General features: G+C 41.4%; 20 protein-coding genes. All 20 read right to left on the bottom strand.

Going from position 1 to position 16,005, the window contains the following annotated elements; all coding sequences use genetic code 11:
• Positions 1–2 precede the first annotated feature (2 nt).
• The 20 genes from F972_RS07410 to F972_RS07505 all read right to left on the bottom strand — a co-directional run bounded on the left by F972_RS07410 (position 3) and on the right by F972_RS07505 (position 15,992).
• Positions 3–443 carry an SRPBCC family protein gene (locus F972_RS07410; protein ID WP_004769394.1) on the bottom strand — a complete coding sequence of 147 codons (441 nt, stop codon included), beginning with the start codon at positions 441–443 and terminating at the stop codon, positions 3–5.
• A 64-nt stretch (positions 444–507) separates the two neighbouring features.
• Positions 508–1,020, bottom strand: coding sequence for a tRNA adenosine(34) deaminase TadA (gene tadA / locus F972_RS07415; RefSeq protein ID WP_004769395.1), 513 nt, complete (start codon positions 1,018–1,020; stop codon positions 508–510).
• A gap of 6 nt (positions 1,021–1,026) precedes the next feature.
• On the bottom strand, positions 1,027–2,151 hold the full coding sequence (locus tag F972_RS07420) for an enoyl-CoA hydratase/isomerase family protein (protein WP_171062538.1): 1,125 nt from the start codon (positions 2,149–2,151) through the stop codon (positions 1,027–1,029).
• A complete protein-coding gene (ung, locus tag F972_RS07425; RefSeq protein ID WP_004757938.1) occupies positions 2,148–2,861 on the bottom strand; it encodes a uracil-DNA glycosylase in 714 nt (237 codons plus the stop codon). Before ung ends, F972_RS07420 begins: the two co-directional genes overlap by 4 nt.
• Before the next feature lie 46 nt (positions 2,862–2,907).
• Positions 2,908–3,504 (bottom strand): 6-pyruvoyl trahydropterin synthase family protein, encoded by a 597-nt coding sequence (locus F972_RS07430; protein ID WP_004757937.1) that lies wholly within the window; start codon positions 3,502–3,504, stop codon positions 2,908–2,910.
• Between the two features lie 129 nt (positions 3,505–3,633).
• Positions 3,634–4,644 (bottom strand): type II secretion system minor pseudopilin GspK, encoded by a 1,011-nt coding sequence (gene gspK, locus F972_RS07435; protein ID WP_004769396.1) that lies wholly within the window; start codon positions 4,642–4,644, stop codon positions 3,634–3,636.
• A complete protein-coding gene (gspJ, locus tag F972_RS07440; protein WP_004757935.1) occupies positions 4,641–5,432 on the bottom strand; it encodes a type II secretion system minor pseudopilin GspJ in 792 nt (263 codons plus the stop codon). The genes gspK and gspJ overlap by 4 nt, the downstream gene beginning before the upstream one ends.
• Entirely contained in the window at positions 5,429–5,833 is a 405-nt protein-coding gene (gene gspI, locus F972_RS07445; protein ID WP_228127137.1) for a type II secretion system minor pseudopilin GspI, read from the bottom strand. Before gspI ends, gspJ begins: the two co-directional genes overlap by 4 nt.
• Before the next feature lie 169 nt (positions 5,834–6,002).
• Positions 6,003–6,551 (bottom strand): pilus assembly FimT family protein, encoded by a 549-nt coding sequence (locus F972_RS07450; protein WP_034422915.1) that lies wholly within the window; start codon positions 6,549–6,551, stop codon positions 6,003–6,005.
• A gap of 11 nt (positions 6,552–6,562) precedes the next feature.
• The gene (locus F972_RS07455; RefSeq protein WP_004757931.1) at positions 6,563–7,171 is read right to left on the bottom strand and encodes a TetR/AcrR family transcriptional regulator; all 609 of its coding nucleotides are present in this window, start codon (positions 7,169–7,171) and stop codon (positions 6,563–6,565) included.
• 40 nt (positions 7,172–7,211) lie between these two features.
• The gene (locus tag F972_RS07460; protein ID WP_004682231.1) at positions 7,212–7,985 is read right to left on the bottom strand and encodes a TatD family hydrolase; all 774 of its coding nucleotides are present in this window, start codon (positions 7,983–7,985) and stop codon (positions 7,212–7,214) included.
• A gap of 23 nt (positions 7,986–8,008) precedes the next feature.
• A complete protein-coding gene (locus F972_RS07465; RefSeq protein ID WP_004682232.1) occupies positions 8,009–8,353 on the bottom strand; it encodes a PilZ domain-containing protein in 345 nt (114 codons plus the stop codon).
• 364 nt (positions 8,354–8,717) lie between these two features.
• A complete protein-coding gene (locus F972_RS07470) occupies positions 8,718–9,689 on the bottom strand; it encodes a DNA polymerase III, delta' subunit (protein WP_004769398.1) in 972 nt (323 codons plus the stop codon).
• An 11-nt stretch (positions 9,690–9,700) separates the two neighbouring features.
• Positions 9,701–10,462, bottom strand: coding sequence for a 3-deoxy-manno-octulosonate cytidylyltransferase (kdsB, locus tag F972_RS07475; RefSeq protein WP_004769400.1), 762 nt, complete (start codon positions 10,460–10,462; stop codon positions 9,701–9,703).
• Between the two features lie 9 nt (positions 10,463–10,471).
• The gene (lpxK, locus tag F972_RS07480) at positions 10,472–11,479 is read right to left on the bottom strand and encodes a tetraacyldisaccharide 4'-kinase (protein ID WP_004682236.1); all 1,008 of its coding nucleotides are present in this window, start codon (positions 11,477–11,479) and stop codon (positions 10,472–10,474) included.
• Between the two features lie 2 nt (positions 11,480–11,481).
• The gene (msbA, locus tag F972_RS07485; protein ID WP_004682239.1) at positions 11,482–13,209 is read right to left on the bottom strand and encodes a lipid A export permease/ATP-binding protein MsbA; all 1,728 of its coding nucleotides are present in this window, start codon (positions 13,207–13,209) and stop codon (positions 11,482–11,484) included.
• Entirely contained in the window at positions 13,206–13,634 is a 429-nt protein-coding gene (locus F972_RS07490) for an ExbD/TolR family protein (RefSeq protein WP_004682240.1), read from the bottom strand. Before F972_RS07490 ends, msbA begins: the two co-directional genes overlap by 4 nt.
• 14 nt (positions 13,635–13,648) lie before the next feature.
• A complete protein-coding gene (locus F972_RS07495) occupies positions 13,649–14,278 on the bottom strand; it encodes a MotA/TolQ/ExbB proton channel family protein (protein ID WP_004757921.1) in 630 nt (209 codons plus the stop codon).
• A 47-nt stretch (positions 14,279–14,325) separates the two neighbouring features.
• Entirely contained in the window at positions 14,326–15,213 is an 888-nt protein-coding gene (locus F972_RS07500) for a ParB/RepB/Spo0J family partition protein (protein ID WP_004682244.1), read from the bottom strand.
• Positions 15,210–15,992 (bottom strand): ParA family protein, encoded by a 783-nt coding sequence (locus tag F972_RS07505; RefSeq protein WP_004679507.1) that lies wholly within the window; start codon positions 15,990–15,992, stop codon positions 15,210–15,212. Before F972_RS07505 ends, F972_RS07500 begins: the two co-directional genes overlap by 4 nt.
• Positions 15,993–16,005: the final 13 nt, after the last annotated feature.

A 16,005-nucleotide genomic window follows, 5' to 3' on the forward strand; every position in this document is an offset into this window, starting at 1 on the left:
TCTTATGAAGCAACTGATTTTGCTAATTTTGAAAAACCTAGTGTAATCGCTGCCTTGAGTTGTGCAAGAACTAATTTACTTACAAATGGTGCTTTTGCGGTAAATTCAATCTTATAGGTCACCAAAGTGATGTAGGGTGTAATTTCCCTAAAATCAATTTGTCCCAAATGATGTTTTACCAATGGGTTGTTAATCAGCTTATATTCAATCCGCTTGTTTTCTTCCAGCAGGGTAATCTCTTCCTGTAATGGCTTAATCGGGCCAAAACCCATACGACGAATTGAGCCGATGCCATCAGGACGTTGAGGGTCAGCAGAATCCTTTACCCGCACCACCTGTAAAGGTGCAAACGCCTTGTTGTAGGTTGCATGTTTTGACAATAAATCAAAAACATCAGAGATGGGTGCATTGAATTCTTTTTTTATGGTGATTGCATTACGCATAGCTTCGCCTTTTTGATCTAACCAAAATCATGGGAGGGCCTAGTTTGCCACAACTACAAGGGCATTATGAATCATTTAAGGGCGTTTTTGACGAATGGATTTTTCTCTTTTCATCACGTCTACGCTTAAAAAACTCACTTAACTGGGATGAACACTGTGCCTGCATGCATCCCTGTTCGAAAGTGAATTTATGATTGTAATAGCCGCTTTCAAGTAGCTGTCTTGCACTGACCAACGAACCAGCTTTAGGCTCTGTTGTAGCAAACACTACTTTTTTGATACGGGCATGAATGAGTGCGCCAACACACATCGTACAAGGTTCAAGCGTCACATAAAGTGTGGCATCATCTGGCAAACGGTAATTATCTATAGCCTGACAGGCGGAACGAAGTGCCTGGATTTCAGCATGTGCAGTTGGATCAGAAAGCTTGATGGGTGCATTATAACCCGAACCAATCACCTTATTCTGGCTTACAATTACAGCCCCAACTGGAATTTCGTCCTGTGATGCGGCTAGGTTAGCCTGCTCATAAGCAAACTGCATCCAGTATTCATCATTCGTTTCAGTTGAACTCATATAGGGTTAAACAATCACACCATATTGTCTTAATAATGTATTCCAGCTATCAATCGTGGTCACTGGAGGGCAGTGAGATAAAATATCTTGTAATGTGATTTTCTCGGCTGCTTTCCATTCTGGTGATAAGTCCTTATCAACTAAACGTGCACGGACACCCTCGACAAAATCGGGATGACGAATTTTCCAGTCAGAGATTTGTGATTCTAATGCAAAAACTTCATCCCAGGCATGCCCTTGCTTGCCCCATTGCCATAGCAACCATGTAATCGCAGCAGTACTTGGAGAACCTTTTTGCAGATTCTCACTTGCCTGACGTAACCAGTCACTACTTGCATCACTCAGACCAATAATCGCTTGATAGTCATACTCAAAACTTTGACCACGGCAAACACTATGAATCACATCGATTGAGTTTTGCAGAGGACCTGCCGCTACAGGACGATGTAGACTATTTAAAGTATCATCAATGGCACGGAAAGCACCCGCAGGATAGTGATTCCAATCCACATTCAAAACTTTTTGAAGAACATTATCTCGCTGTGCTTCACAAATATGAGTTGCCCAACCAATGCTAAAAGCACCAGCTGCAGTCATAATTGAACCCGTTAAACCTGTAAACAGCCCAATTTGACCACGATCTGCAAGAAAACGACTTCCCCCTACATCAGGATAGAGACCAATATTGATTTCAGGCATTGCAAGACGTGAATAAGGTGTGACTAGACGGAAAGGCGCGGCCATGAATAGTCCTAAACCACCACCCATGACATAACCTTCACCCCAAACTACGATTGGCTTAGCATAGTTATGAAGCAATAAATCAAGCGCATATTCTTGTTCAAAAAATTTATTTGCCGTATCTACTTCATTATTAATGACAAGTTGACGGAGTTTACGAACATCACCACCCGCGCAAAAGGCTTTTGGTGTGGTTGAATCAAACCAGATTGCTTTAACACTGTCATCTTCATGAAAATATTCAAATACTTTCAATAAAGCACTCACAATTGACTCATCAAGTGCATGTAAAGATTTTGGTCGGTTTAAACGAACAATACGCCAACCATTTTTAGCGTTTTCGATAATTAAATCTGGGTGATAACTATTTAAATCGGGAGAAGTCATTATGCGTCCAGTTGCCAGTCTATTGGCTCAATGCCATGTTGTTTCAAATAATGATTTGTTTTAGAAAATACTTTACAGCCAAAAAAACCACCTCGGTTTGCAGACAAAGGTGAGGGATGTGCAGCTGTTAACACTAGATGTTTATTTCGATCAATGCGCTGTCCTTTACGTTGTGCATACGCACCCCACAAAATAAAGACCACATGCTCCCGCTGTTCATTCAACACATCAATGACAGCATCGGTAAACTCTTCCCATCCCTGTTTCTGATGAGAAGTTGGCTGTCCTGCTTCAACAGTCAGTACACTGTTTAATAGCAATACCCCTTGAGCAGCCCATTTACTTAAATCCCCATGACGGGAAATCGGCACTGTGAGATCAGTATGTAATTCATGAAAAATATTACGCAAAGATGGTGGTAATGCAACCCCTCTTTGTACAGAAAAGCTTAGACCATTTGCCTGATTTGGGCCATGATATGGATCTTGGCCCAAAATCACCACCTTTACCTCATTTAAAGGTGTTGTATTCAGTGCGCTAAAAATCTGTTTACCTGGAGGATAAATGGTTTTTTCGGCAAGTTTTTCCTGCTGCAAAAATTCACGCAAGTTATCCATTTTTTGGCTCAGTAAAAACTCTGACAATGAGGTTTTCCAGGACTCATCCAACTGAACTTTATTTAACTTGTCCTGCTGTTGTTCAGTAAATTGCATCAACATTCCCTGCAATAAATTCATTGGTTGTAAAGTAGAGGATCTCTCAGATATTGACTTGTAGTTCTACATTCGGATTCTGGAATCTTACTCCCTTTTTCAGGTTGTCATACATTTGAGGATCACTCCATTCCGCCTGCACCTGTTCTGAAAAAATAATCTGGTCTAAATTTAAGATACCCATTTGTTCGTTTTCAATATCTTCTATGAAACTTTGTGCATAACCTGTATCCGTTTCATGCACAATCACCGAATAAACCTCTACATCACCCTCACCATTTTGGGTAGTGGTTGAATGAAGCACCTGCTGTGCCAGATAAAAGAAAATCCGTGAAAATTGCTCAGCAGATGGCGAAACAGGTAACGCAATCCACCGTGCACTAAATGTTTGACATGCGGCGATATATTCAGGGTCATCTTTTTGCCAATAGCAAATGGCATGATCAAAACTATCAAAAAGCTCCTTAATCACACCTTTTAACAACCCAAAATCATAAACCATTTGTCCATGATCCAGCTTTGAGGCTTTTAACAGTAATTCAACTTTATAGCTGTGCCCATGAATCGAACGCTTACAACGGTCCGATGTACAGTTACGCACAATATGAGCATTTTCAAACTTAAATAATTTACGAATTAACATGCACCAAGCTGATCTTATTTTGCAAAATGGATTTTATTATAAAGCAAAAAAACAAGCATTGTGATTGATTTTAAACCCTGTGACCATTCAATCATCCAATTTATACACTTTAGGTTTGGTAACTCGATTCTACAATGCTGGCACATCGGCATTAAATGGCGCAAGACTTCTGGAATAGACTGTCACCTGCTTGTCTTTACGCATCATGGCACTGCTAAACTGTCGTTTGCGTTCACTTAAAACTACTTCAATCTGTGCTGTAAAATAATTCGATTTATTGTCTAGCCATGCCACAGCATCGCTTTTGTTTTGTGGTTCTATTCCAGAAAATGCATTCAGTTTCCATAAGTCCTCAACACTATTGAAATAAGTCAACTCTGCCTGTTTGGCCTTTAGCTCCTGCTCTACTGTTTTCACATCTATTTTAGGATCAATACTTGCCAGCAATAACGGAGCTGCTGTATTGATGTTGATTTTTGTGGCTTCTGGCAATGCAGTGACATACGGTGCAATGAGGTCATAATTTTTTCCCTCGAATCCTCTGACCAGCTTTAACTCCTCTACCTGATGAAATTTGGTATTGGAAGCCAAGTATGAGGGATCCAAACCCTGATAATAATTACTTTCTGCGCCCATCGCACCCGTGGTTTCATCATCGGCATCTTGCCAGTCAATTACGGCCTGACTCAACTCAGCAGGCAACCCGACGCGTTGCAATAATTTTTCAAACCAGCGTCTTGCAGAGTCATCCACACTACCATCAGCTTTTAACAAGTTATTTAAATTAAATTTTCCAGACTCATCCAGCAAACGGCCTGAAACAAAACCATTCTCTACAGGAAAGGCTGGCATTGGTTTCGCCCAGTTTTCCTGTAAATGATCAATCGCACCACCATTATCACTGTCTTGAATGAGCAACTCAGAGAAGAAAGCTTCTGCACTTTTTGCATATAATAAAGATTGATTTTGACGCATCAAATACCCCGTATTTTCCGAGGTATTGGTTTGTCGTTTCGCGATAGTCGCTGCTAAAATTGTCGCTAAAGCTACCATCACCAGAATGGTCAATAAGGCGACACCATGCTGAGATGCCCCAAATCCATGAGACTTTTTACTGACGCGTTCTTTTATCTTAATCATTGTGATGGAAGCTCGGTATGATTAGATGAATTTGATCCATCTTTATTCGGTGGGTTTATTCCCCCATTTATATTTGAGTTCCCTAGGTATTGTGAATAAACTTGCGTATTTAACAGGCTAAAGATCCATTCATAATCAGTACCAGCAACGGTCAGCTGTATTTTCAAACCCAAGGGTAATTTCTTGAGCTCGGCAATATTGTTTGGATCACTATTTTCTGGCCATTGAGTTAGCTCTTGAGGATTCAGAACCATCACTTTAAATTGATCAACATTCTCCAATAAGGTACTTGAGACTGGCTGTACACGATTTGGAATATTAAGATTTGAATATTTCAGTCGATATACTTTCTTTTGTGTAGAGTCATATCGATATTCAATACGTTCATAAGGTGATAGTCCCTGTTTCAATGGGTCAGAAACACCTGCTTTGCTAAAAGCAAAATATTGATTATTCAACACAATAGCAGCCTGTAACTGTCGACCATCATTTGCAGTCAATGGAATAATCTGCAAGCTGTCTCTTAAAACCTGCTGATAAGCATCTTGCAAGGCAAATAAATGCATTTCATGCTCTGCATTTCTATCTTTTACTTTTAATAGATAATCAAATACCTTCCACCCCAACATGGAAAGTACAGCAAAGATTGCGATTGCAACCAGCAATTCCACTAAGGTAAATCCTGACTGAGGTGAAGAACGATTGAAAGCAGGCCTAGATCGCTTTGCAAGAAAACCACGCTTAGCCCGAATCCAAGTTGAAAAGCGATGCTCGAAATTATATGTCATTGTGTTCTAGCCTTTGCTGGATAGTTAAAGAACACAAGATTAGTAACACCCGCTTCAACCTTCCCTTGTTCATTATTAAATAAACTGACTTGTAACTCGATGCGTTGTATCTTCGGGCTAATGGTAGATTGTGCTTTTTTGTCAATTTGCCACGTTTCGCCATGCGAAGTCACTTGCTTGGATTGTGTCCCATCCAGCCATTCCTGGTTGATTTCCATCCTTGCCACTTCATTCATTGCGACAAATTGTGCCTTTGTCCTTAAGATTGCATTTGCTGTCGATTGCGTATATTGCATCGCGACTTTCGTTAACGCGATGGCAGCCACGGCAAAAATCGCCAAAGCCACCATTACTTCGAGTAAGGTAAATCCTGAGCGAGGGTTAGTGAAACAACGTTTCACTCGAGCGCAAGACGAAGAGCTATGCTCGAAGTGAGCACGATTAAATCGAGCACCGCTCGGCCCTGCTGCAAGGCGAGAAGCTATGCTTCGAGTATAGAGGTTAGTGAAACAACGTTTCACCCTGAAAAGCGCAGCTTCGCAAGAAGATGGAGAGCTATCATCTGAATCTTTAATTTTCATCTATTTTACCCAAATGATCTAGCTCTAACTCATGGCCAATTGGTTGTTGCTCATAATAGAACTGAATTCGAACAGGTTTCACTTCACCATTGCCGAACCAAATTAGTTGTGGTGTTTTACCACCCAATAAATCTTCATTTTTCGCTTTGCTATAGTTTGCCGTGTCTAAGCTTTGAATACCGAAAGAAACACGATCTGGTAACTGTCGGGTTTTAAATTCTTTATAGAGCCGCCAAGTACGATCTGCCTGTTGAATCTGCTCCCGACTCTGATCGTGATATTCAAACAGGTTATAACTAAATGGGGCAACATCTGTAGCATTTTGAGTATTTAAGGCAAAAACTTTGGCCTGATCTGTCGCTTCTTTATTAATTTTTTTGAGATCAAGAATAAACATTTCCCTAGCTTGCATTGCTCGACGTTGATCCACTCCACCGATATTTAACACCACCAAAGATGCCATAATCGTCATAATGACAATCACCACCATGACCTCAATCAGAGTAAAGGCTTTTTGTAATCGCAGTGATGATCTCATCGTCTTTTCAACTAAGGTAAAGCAGATTCAAGTAACTTGGGTAATGCGAGTGCCTGTTCAATATAAGCAACACGCAATGTGTCTCGCGATCCAATGTAACGTTGATAAAAACTCGAATTCAAAATTACAGCCGCGCCATAGGTCAACGACCAAATGGAGGCGAGATAATCACGTGTGGTCATGGTGCTATTGATGTCCAACAAGTAACTCTCAGTCATTCGAATGATGATACGTAAACGTTGCCGACGCACTTTATATAATTCACTAAACAGCAACTGAATGCCCTGACCCGTTGTTGAAAGACGTTCTTCGATTTGGTGAAATAAAGCGGTACGCTCAGGATGATGCAAATGATGCAGCATAAAAAAAGCCAAATGTTCTGGAAAAGCTTTTTCAGTATCTTGAATCATTTCAAGTAACATGCGCTCATTGCGAATAATAAGCAGCATATATAATTCGTCTTTACTTTGAAAATGTTTGTATAAGGTCCCTTTTGCAAGATCTAGTTCCGCTGCTAAGGCATCTAGTGTCATGCCCGCTTCACCATTTTCTAATAGGAGTTGCTCCGCGATTTGAAAAATTAATACTTCTCGTGCTCTGAACTGAGCTTGCCGATCCATTTTCACGTAATAACTCTCTTTCCTAATACAACAAAACCGTTTATTTCAAATTTAAAAGATTTTCAAAATTTTGGGCAGTGATCATGCCAATTTCTTCAACCGATTTATCATATACATCACTGAGTGCTTTTGCTACATACGGCACATATTTCGGTTCGTTGGTTTTACCACGATAAGGTACAGGTGCTAAATAAGGACTATCTGTTTCAATCAGTACACGGTCAAGTGGAACCTGTTTAGCGACATCTCGCAAATCCTGTGCATTTTTAAATGAGATAATGCCAGAGAATGAAATGTAGTAGCCACAGTCCAGAACAGCTTTCGCAGTTTCCCAGTCTTCGGTAAAACAATGCAATATTCCATGCGTTGACTGCTCAGTCTTTATAATATCAACCGTGTCATGCTTAGCCGAACGTGTATGTACCACCACAGGTTTCTTTATAATCTTTGAGGCCTGAATATGCCGTGCAAAACACTGCTTTTGCGCTGCAATAAAATCAGTGCTGTGATAGTAATCCAGACCAGTTTCACCCAAAGCCCAGACTTTTTCAGATTGGGCAAGCTCCACCAAATAATCTGTTGTCGCGCGTGCCATGGTCTGCTCATCCTCACATGGATGAACACCAACCGTATAGCCAACATCCACATGTCTGGACGCGATCTGTGACAATTGAATATGGTCATCCAGATCAACTGAAATTCCCATAAATTTTGACACACCCGCGAGTCTGGCCTGTGCAAGTGCCTGATCCAGATCTCCTTGATAAGGTGTCAAATCCAGCATGGTTAAATGGCAATGCGTATCAACAAACACTCTTTTTTTCCTATCTATAACGCTTACATGGTGTAACTTGGGCGATCAAGGCCTTTTGAACCTGCCAGCAACTTTTCAGCCTCATTTTTATAATACACACCTTTTTCACCCATCAGTTGGATTGCAAAACCCTGTGGTTTAAAATGTGTTTGTTTATAAGAAATCCAGATCACTTTACCTGTCAACGGAATCTTCTGTGCCTGATCTGGTAAGGTTGCCAGAACAAATACCTCCTGTCCCATCTTGACCGCCTGCTTGGTTGGAACAAATAAACCGCCGCCTTGAACAAAAGGCATATAACTTGATTGCAACGTTGCTTTATCAGGAATATTGACCTGTATAATTCCACCCATCATTTGTGGTTGCATAACATTCCCCTGTTAACATAAAAACCGAACACTTTTATATCATGCTGATTAATCTAACAAATTGAACCATCTATAAAAATCAATCTAACTCAGACTTAGCAGATAAAAGATAAGTAATGAGTTAAAGCATTTACATCGTTACTTTTGATTATAGGAAACATTGCTGGAAACAACAAATAATGTTTAATAAAAACGTTCAAACCAAAGGAATTTGCTTGTTCTTTAAACAGAAGAATTTTCTTTATATTTTTTATCTATAGCTGAATACTTCATTTATCATCACACCTAAAACCATAGGAAATGAGGTTTTACAGATATTTCCTTGTGCTAGTATTTTTAGAATTTAGCTATATAATACCAAGAATTAAGCATTCATTAATTGTATGAACAGCTTATCAAGCACCAGTTGGGTTTGAACATTTTGCTCCACCATCAATTTCTGCTGCTGTAGATCTGAATAAACTTCAAACAAACTTTCCAGATCATAGCATTGGCCAAGTTTTTGAAAATCCAGATCATCATTCTTGATTGACTGATTTAATTTTAAAGCAATGACATCAGCTAAAAGATATTCAAACATGATCAGAAATTCTGAAAAATTTAATTCCTTAGACCACTTGTTGGCGTAGTACAAAGGCATATTCTTTTCAGATACCAGCTTCAACCAGTCATTTAAAAATGTAGCCCGTTTCTCTAGCCAGTGACTCTGTTGAATCTCGATTGCCTTTAACGGCATATCATTGCCAAGATTCAACAACAGTGAAGTTTGCTCAGATGTTAAATCTGGAATTTGCTGTCGCACAAAAGTCTGTGACTCTTGAGGGGTTAGACGATCCAAGGCGAAATGTTGTAGACGACTGCGGATGGTTGCGGGTAGTTTCAAGTAATGATCGGCAACTAAAATCAGCACCACACGCTCACCTGGTTCTTCCAAGGTCTTGAGCAATGCATTGGAAGAGGCAATATTCAGTGCTTCCGCTGGCTCAATCATTACCACACGCCAGCCTTCACCTGTCTGCTGCACGAAAGGTAATAAGTCACGGATTTTTTCAATCTTTATTTTTGCATTTTGCTTTTTATTGTCTTCGTCTGTGGTGATATGCACATAATTGGGATGGGTGTCAGATTTCAGCCATTGGCAGCTAGAACACTCACCACATGCCGCCTCAGCCTGTTTATTCAGACAAAGTACCCATGCAACAAACCGTTCGGCAAACTCCTGCTTGGCGCAGCCTTGTTTACCATAAAACAGCAAACCATGACCAAGCTCAGGAAAGCGCGTGGTGAGCAAAGACCATGTTTGCTCATGCCAGGGATAAATCATGGTTTGTTGCATATCACTCAATACTACTCAAATAAACTAACAGGCATCGCATTTAAACGGTCTAAATCCGTTTGTGTATCTACCCCAGGAGGTAAATTCGCTTCTGCAACAGCAATCGCAATACGGTGGCCGTTTTCCAATACACGCAATTGCTCCAGGCTTTCCAGTTTTTCCAGATTTCCCTGTTCCCAAGTGACATATTCTTGTAGCAATTTGACACGGTAAGCATATAAACCCAGATGGCGGAATGCCTGATCATGCAAGGTGGGCGGTGACTGTTTTACTCCATCACGATCATACGGAATGGTGGCACGGCTAAAATACAATGCTTCATTGCGATTGCTCATCACCACTTTCACAATGCTGTCACGTTGAAACTCATCTAACTGATGAATAGGCTCACATAAAGTAGACATTGAACATTGTGGTTGCTCAACCAGAAGTTGCGTTACCTGCTGTACCAACTGTGCTGGAAGCAAAGGCTCATCACCCTGAACATTGACAATAATGTCATCGGCAGACCAGCCTTTTAGACGGGCAACCTCACTTAACCGATCTGTGCCTGATGGATGATCAGCACGGGTCAAGACCACATCCACTCCCTCAGCTCGACACACTTCGGCAATACGCTCATCATCCGTTGCCACACACAAATCATCAAAGTCCTGTACTTTTTTGGCTTGATCAACTACGCGCAAAATCATTGGGCGACCATGAATAAGCAATAAAGGCTTGCCTGGTAAACGAGAACTGGCAAAACGTGCAGGAATAACGATGTGTTTCATAGTTGCCCTCTAAGAAAATTGAATCCCGACTTGCTGTAACTGTTGCCGCAGCAAGTCATAACAATCTGATGATAAAACTGCCTCTACAGGCACCACCCAAATGGGAATGTTAAATTCAGGATGTTGCTTTAATAATGTCTTGAACTTAACCGCATCTTTTTCAGTCGTGATAATTACATCATGATGATCAAATGTTAAATCAGCAATTTCATAATCATGATGATCTGGAAACTCATGTGCCTGATATTGGTTAACACCGAGCTTATTCAGTGTTTGATAAAAACGCTGCGGAAAGCCAATCCCCACCACAGCATTAAAATACTGCTTGGCATCAAAAGTGTTTGTGCTTGAATTGGGATTAAGCAAATAAGGTTGGCCAATCTCTAAATGCATATTTCGCTGAGCTCGTGCAATTTTAGTATGTTCAATGACCGTACTTCTATTTAAGCGTGATTTAGGCTCACGCAGATAACCTTCAGGTAATAACTTTTCATTGCCCAAACCACGGTTTTGATCCAGCACAATCCATTCAAGCTGACGTGCCAAAGCCCAATGCTGCAAACCATCATCACTCATAATCAGGTCAATCGCGGTAGATTTTAATAACAGTTCAATCGCTGCCTGACGGTTTGGACCAACCGCCATGGGAACATGGGTTGCCTGTACAATCAGACAGGGTTCATCACCCACTTGATCAGGTTCAGAGGTTGTGGTCACCAGCGCAGGAAAATCTCCCTTACCGCCATAACCACGGCTAATCACTCCAACACGAATATTGTGTTGTTGAAGATACTTGACCAGTTGAATCAACAACGGCGTTTTGCCACTTCCCCCAACCGTGATATTACCAATCACCATCACAGGCACAGGTGCGGTATATACTTTCTTGATTCCAGTTCTATACAAGCCCTGATTCAGGCAAAAACCAAAACGGTACAACCATGACAATGGACGCAACAACACTAACCATGCTGCCTGTTTATTCCAGGCATCCTGAATGGTTTGCGCCATAGACATGTTTAGTGTTCCTCAAAATTGCGTTGATGCAATTGATAATACATGCCATGTTTTGCGAGCAATTCGGTATGTGTGCCTTGTTCAATGATCTGCCCTTTGTCCATCACCACAATCACATCAGCATTTTCAATGGTCGATAAACGATGCGCAATCACAATGGTAGTACGACCTTGCATCGCCTCATCAAAAGCCTGTTGAATAAAATATTCAGACTCATTATCCAGCGCACTGGTTGCCTCATCAAGAATCAGGATTGGAGAATCTTTGAGAATCGCTCTTGCAATGGCAATACGCTGACGTTGACCACCAGAAAGGCTCAAGCCCTGCGCACCGAGAACAGTGTCATAACCCTGTGGCAAGTTCATGATAAAGTCATGTGCATAAGCCGCTTTTGCCGCCGCAATCACTTTCTCGTCACTTGCATCCTGTAATTGACCATAGGCAATATTGTCACGGACTGAACGATTAAACAGAATCACCTGTTGATTGACCATTGCAATCTGTGATCTCAGGCAAGACAATTCAATGTCCTGAACAGGCACACCATCAAACTTCAGTTGCCCACCGCTTAACTCCTGAAAGCGTGGCAGCATATTCACCAATGAGGTTTTACCCGCACCTGAACGTCCCACCAATGCAACTGTCTGTCCAGAATGAATCTTTAAAGAAAAATCCTTAATCGCATGCGTACCGTCTTCATAACATAAATCTGCATGTTCAAACTGGATATTGCCTTTCAGCACAGGTGTGAGTTGCCCCTTATTCTGTTCTTCAGGCAAATCTAGCAGTTCAAATACAGAGTGTGCTGCTGCCAAACCACGCTGTAATTTTTCATTAATATCCGTCAGGTTCTTCACAGGTTTTGAGATTAAACCTGCTGCTGCAATATAGGCAACAAATTCACCAGCCGAAGTATCACCCAAAACTTGTGGACGTAATGCAATCCATAAAATCACTGCGATTGCACAAGAGAGAATCAACTGGATAATCGGGCTGTTAATATTTTGCACCACCACCATTTTTAAGCCACGGCGAAGATTCTCTTGTGACGATTTATAAAAACGCTGCTGTTCAAATGCTTCACCTGTAAAGCTTTTGACGACACTATTGCCATTGATGGTTTCCTGTACCACATGGTTGACATCACCCATGGTATTTTGTACCTGAATCGACAGCTTACGCATTTTTTTCGAGGCAATACGCACCAAGATGCCAATCACTGGTATAAAGACAATAAAACATAGTGTTAAACGCCAATTGGTATACAGTAAATAGCTCAACAATCCAATAACAATCAAACCGTCTTTAATCAGGGTTTTCAAAGACTCTGATGATGCGGCTGAAAGCTGTTCAACGTTATACATTAACTTGGCAGTAATATGACCAGAGCTATGATCAAGATAATATTGTGCAGGGAGTCTTAATAGTTTGGCGTAAACTTCCTGACGAATACCAAAGACCAACTGACGTGAAATAACGGCGGTAAAATATCCACCTAAAAATAATCCAACGCCACGAAAAAACATCAATAGCACAATTAAAACAGGAAACCAGTTCAGATTCTCTCGATCACCATTTTGAATGGCATCGATGATATATTTCATCAGCTTGGCGACTGAGACTTCTGTGGTGGCATTAATCGCAAAACCGATCAATATAAATAAGGCAATACCCCAATAAGATTTTAAATATGAGATGAGGCGCAAATAAACCTTAAAATCCTGATTCACTCAGTAAAACCTCTAGTCGGAACTTTAGTGCTGATATTGACATTAACAAAGCCAAGCTGACCTGCCACGTCCATCACACGAATCACGTCCTGATGGGTTGCTTTGGCATCCGCCGCAATAATAAACATCAAATCACGCCGATCCTGTGCAGCCTGCTTGATTGCGGTACTTAAATCCGCAATATCCTTGGTTGATAATGCTTGACCATTCACAGAATAATGCCCCGTTGAGTCTACCATGATTTCAATTTTCTGATCGAACTGTTTTGGTGGCACACCCTGTGCATCGGGCAAAGTCAGATTGATACGGCTTTGCTGGCTGAATGTTGTGGACAATAGCAAGAACACCAGAATGAACAACAGACAGTCAATCATGGGTGTCAGGTTGATATGAATATCTTCAACTTGAGAACGTTTAAATTTCATAATGTCACCTATGCTCAGCTTGCATGGCGATGTTCTTGCACATGAGGTGCTTTTTTGTAGAAAAGTGCAGCATGAAATAATGTTGATTGTTGTTCTAACTCAGCAATATATTCATGTACTACACGTTGAAAATAACGGTAGGCAATCATGGCAGGGATCGCTATCAGCATACCTACAGCCGTAGTAATCAATGCTTTAGAGATACCAGGCATCATCATACTTGCATTTCCAGCAGAACCGATATCAATCACTAAAAATGATTCAATAATACCAAGTACGGTTCCTAACAAACCAAGCAAAGGTGCAATGGCACTTAAGGTACCCAGAAAATTGATATTTTTTTCCAGATGGCTGATTTCCCGTGAAGCAGTTGCCTCCATCTGCGCACGCGCAAACTGCTCGCCCTGGTCACGATGTTCATATCCTGCCTTAAGAATACGACCCAAAGGACTTTTTGCGGCAGCATCCTGCTCTAGTTGTGAAATGACAGATTCAGCATCCGAACCATTGACCAATAATGTCTGTGGCAGTACCTGTGCCCGTTTTAACCGAATATAGCGTTCAATTGAAATTGCAACCGTAAAAATTGATGAGAGAATAAGCGGTAGCATTAACCAACCACCCGCTTTCACAAGTTCCCACATATTATTCCCCAATAATATTTAAAATATAAAAGGACGCACCTTGAATATTAGTTAGGTAAACAAATATTTAAAATTCCATCCAACTCATCCAATGAGTGGTAATGAATGACCATTTTTCCTTTACCTTTTTGGTTATGGTCAATTTTCACATTTGCCCCAAAACGTTCCGACAGTTTCTGAGTCAATTGTTCAATATCAGGAGAAACCTGCACCTTTTCCTTTTCAGGCTTTGGTTCACACCACTCACGTACCAGTTGTTCAGTCTGACGCACTGACAGGGCTTTTTCAATCACGATTTGCGCCACGTCAATCTGGTCTTTGGCTTTCAGGGTGAGAATGGCACGGGCATGTCCCATATCAATCTGCCCCTGTTGCATCAGGTCCTTAATTGGGTCAGCCAGACTGAGTAAGCGTAATAAGTTACTCACTGTGGTACGGGCTTTACCCACAGTATCGGCTATTTCCTGATGACTTAAACCAAATTCATCATGAAAACGTTGCAAAGCAACTGCCTGATCAATTGGATTGAGGTCCTGACGCTGAATATTTTCAATCAGTGCCAATGCAATTGCGACCTGATCGTTCAGTTCACGAACAATGGCAGGGATTTGAGTTAAACCCGCTAACTGCGCTGCACGCCAACGACGTTCACCCGCAATGATTTCGTAAGGGTGCTGTTCATCGTCAACAGGACGAATCACGATTGGCTGCATCACCCCATGCTTCTCGATGGATGACGCAAGTTCCTGTAAATCCTGTTCCTGAATAAAACGGCGTGGCTGATATTCGCCACGTTTTAATAAGTTGACATCAATCTGCTTGAGTTCACCATGATCCAGGGCTTGTGCTTCGAGTTGCAGTTTTTCTTTTTGAATTGAACCCAATAGCGCATCTAAACCACGACCTTTAGCCAATCCGCGTTTTTTGATGCTCATACAGCACTTCCTTTTTTCACTTTACTTTTCTTCAACATTTCTGCGGCAAGGTTTAAATAGGCAACCGCACCTTTTGAACTTTTTTCGAAATAGATCACTGGCAAACCATGTGCTGGCGCTTCAGCCAAACGAATATTTCGAGGAATCACCGTATCATACAATTTTTTACCAAAATACTGCTCCAACTCTGCCGACACATCACGAGTCAGGGCATTACGGGCATCATACATGGTACGCAACACCCCAATGATTTCCAAGTTTGGATTGAGGGCTTTTTGTATACGGTCAATGGTCTGGGTCAGATCAGCCAGACCTTCCAAAGCATAATATTCACACTGCATTGGAATAATCACACCATCAACCGCTGCCAAGGCATTCACAGTGATGAGGCTCAAACTTGGGGCACAATCCACAATGATATAGTCAAATGAGGACGCGACTTCCTGCAAGGCATTTTTCAGGATAAATTCACGCCCATCCTGCTCCGCAATAACAAGCTCCACCCCTGCAAGCTCACGGTTTGCACCCAAGACCTTATAACCCACCTCAGCCTTTTGAATGGCTGTTTCAATGGGCACTTCGCCCAACAGCACATCCGTCACTGAATAAAGCAAGTCATTCTTTTGAACGCCAGACCCCATAGTGGCATTACCCTGTGAATCCATATCGACCAGCAGGACACGTTTTTTCAAAATTGCCAAAGATGCGGCAAGATTCACTGCGGTCGTGGTTTTCCCTACACCACCTTTCTGGTTTGCAATTGCAATAATTTGAGCCATGACTACCCTTAAT

This window comes from Acinetobacter sp. CIP 102529 (assembly GCF_000368325.1).
GTDB classification, from domain to species: Bacteria; Pseudomonadota; Gammaproteobacteria; order Pseudomonadales; family Moraxellaceae; genus Acinetobacter; species Acinetobacter parvus.

Excerpts from the sequence above, each read along its gene's own strand:
- F972_RS07505 (WP_004679507.1), bottom strand. The coding sequence starts at position 15,992 with ATGGCTCAAATTATTGCAATTGCAAACCAGAAAGGTGGTGTAGGGAAA.
- F972_RS07430 (WP_004757937.1), bottom strand. The coding sequence starts at position 3,504 with ATGTTAATTCGTAAATTATTTAAGTTTGAAAATGCTCATATTGTGCGT.
- F972_RS07495 (WP_004757921.1), bottom strand. The coding sequence starts at position 14,278 with ATGTGGGAACTTGTGAAAGCGGGTGGTTGGTTAATGCTACCGCTTATT.
- gspJ (WP_004757935.1), bottom strand. The coding sequence starts at position 5,432 with ATGACATATAATTTCGAGCATCGCTTTTCAACTTGGATTCGGGCTAAG.
- ung (WP_004757938.1), bottom strand. The coding sequence starts at position 2,861 with ATGCAATTTACTGAACAACAGCAGGACAAGTTAAATAAAGTTCAGTTG.
- F972_RS07490 (WP_004682240.1), bottom strand. The coding sequence starts at position 13,634 with ATGAAATTTAAACGTTCTCAAGTTGAAGATATTCATATCAACCTGACA.
- kdsB (WP_004769400.1), bottom strand. The coding sequence starts at position 10,462 with ATGAAACACATCGTTATTCCTGCACGTTTTGCCAGTTCTCGTTTACCA.
- gspK (WP_004769396.1), bottom strand. The coding sequence starts at position 4,644 with ATGATTAAGATAAAAGAACGCGTCAGTAAAAAGTCTCATGGATTTGGG.
- F972_RS07450 (WP_034422915.1), bottom strand. The coding sequence starts at position 6,551 with ATGAGATCATCACTGCGATTACAAAAAGCCTTTACTCTGATTGAGGTC.
- F972_RS07410 (WP_004769394.1), bottom strand. The coding sequence starts at position 443 with ATGCGTAATGCAATCACCATAAAAAAAGAATTCAATGCACCCATCTCT.
- F972_RS07455 (WP_004757931.1), bottom strand. The coding sequence starts at position 7,171 with ATGGATCGGCAAGCTCAGTTCAGAGCACGAGAAGTATTAATTTTTCAA.
- F972_RS07470 (WP_004769398.1), bottom strand. The coding sequence starts at position 9,689 with ATGCAACAAACCATGATTTATCCCTGGCATGAGCAAACATGGTCTTTG.
- tadA (WP_004769395.1), bottom strand. The coding sequence starts at position 1,020 with ATGAGTTCAACTGAAACGAATGATGAATACTGGATGCAGTTTGCTTAT.
- F972_RS07500 (WP_004682244.1), bottom strand. The coding sequence starts at position 15,213 with ATGAGCATCAAAAAACGCGGATTGGCTAAAGGTCGTGGTTTAGATGCG.
- F972_RS07465 (WP_004682232.1), bottom strand. The coding sequence starts at position 8,353 with ATGCAACCACAAATGATGGGTGGAATTATACAGGTCAATATTCCTGAT.
- lpxK (WP_004682236.1), bottom strand. The coding sequence starts at position 11,479 with ATGTCTATGGCGCAAACCATTCAGGATGCCTGGAATAAACAGGCAGCA.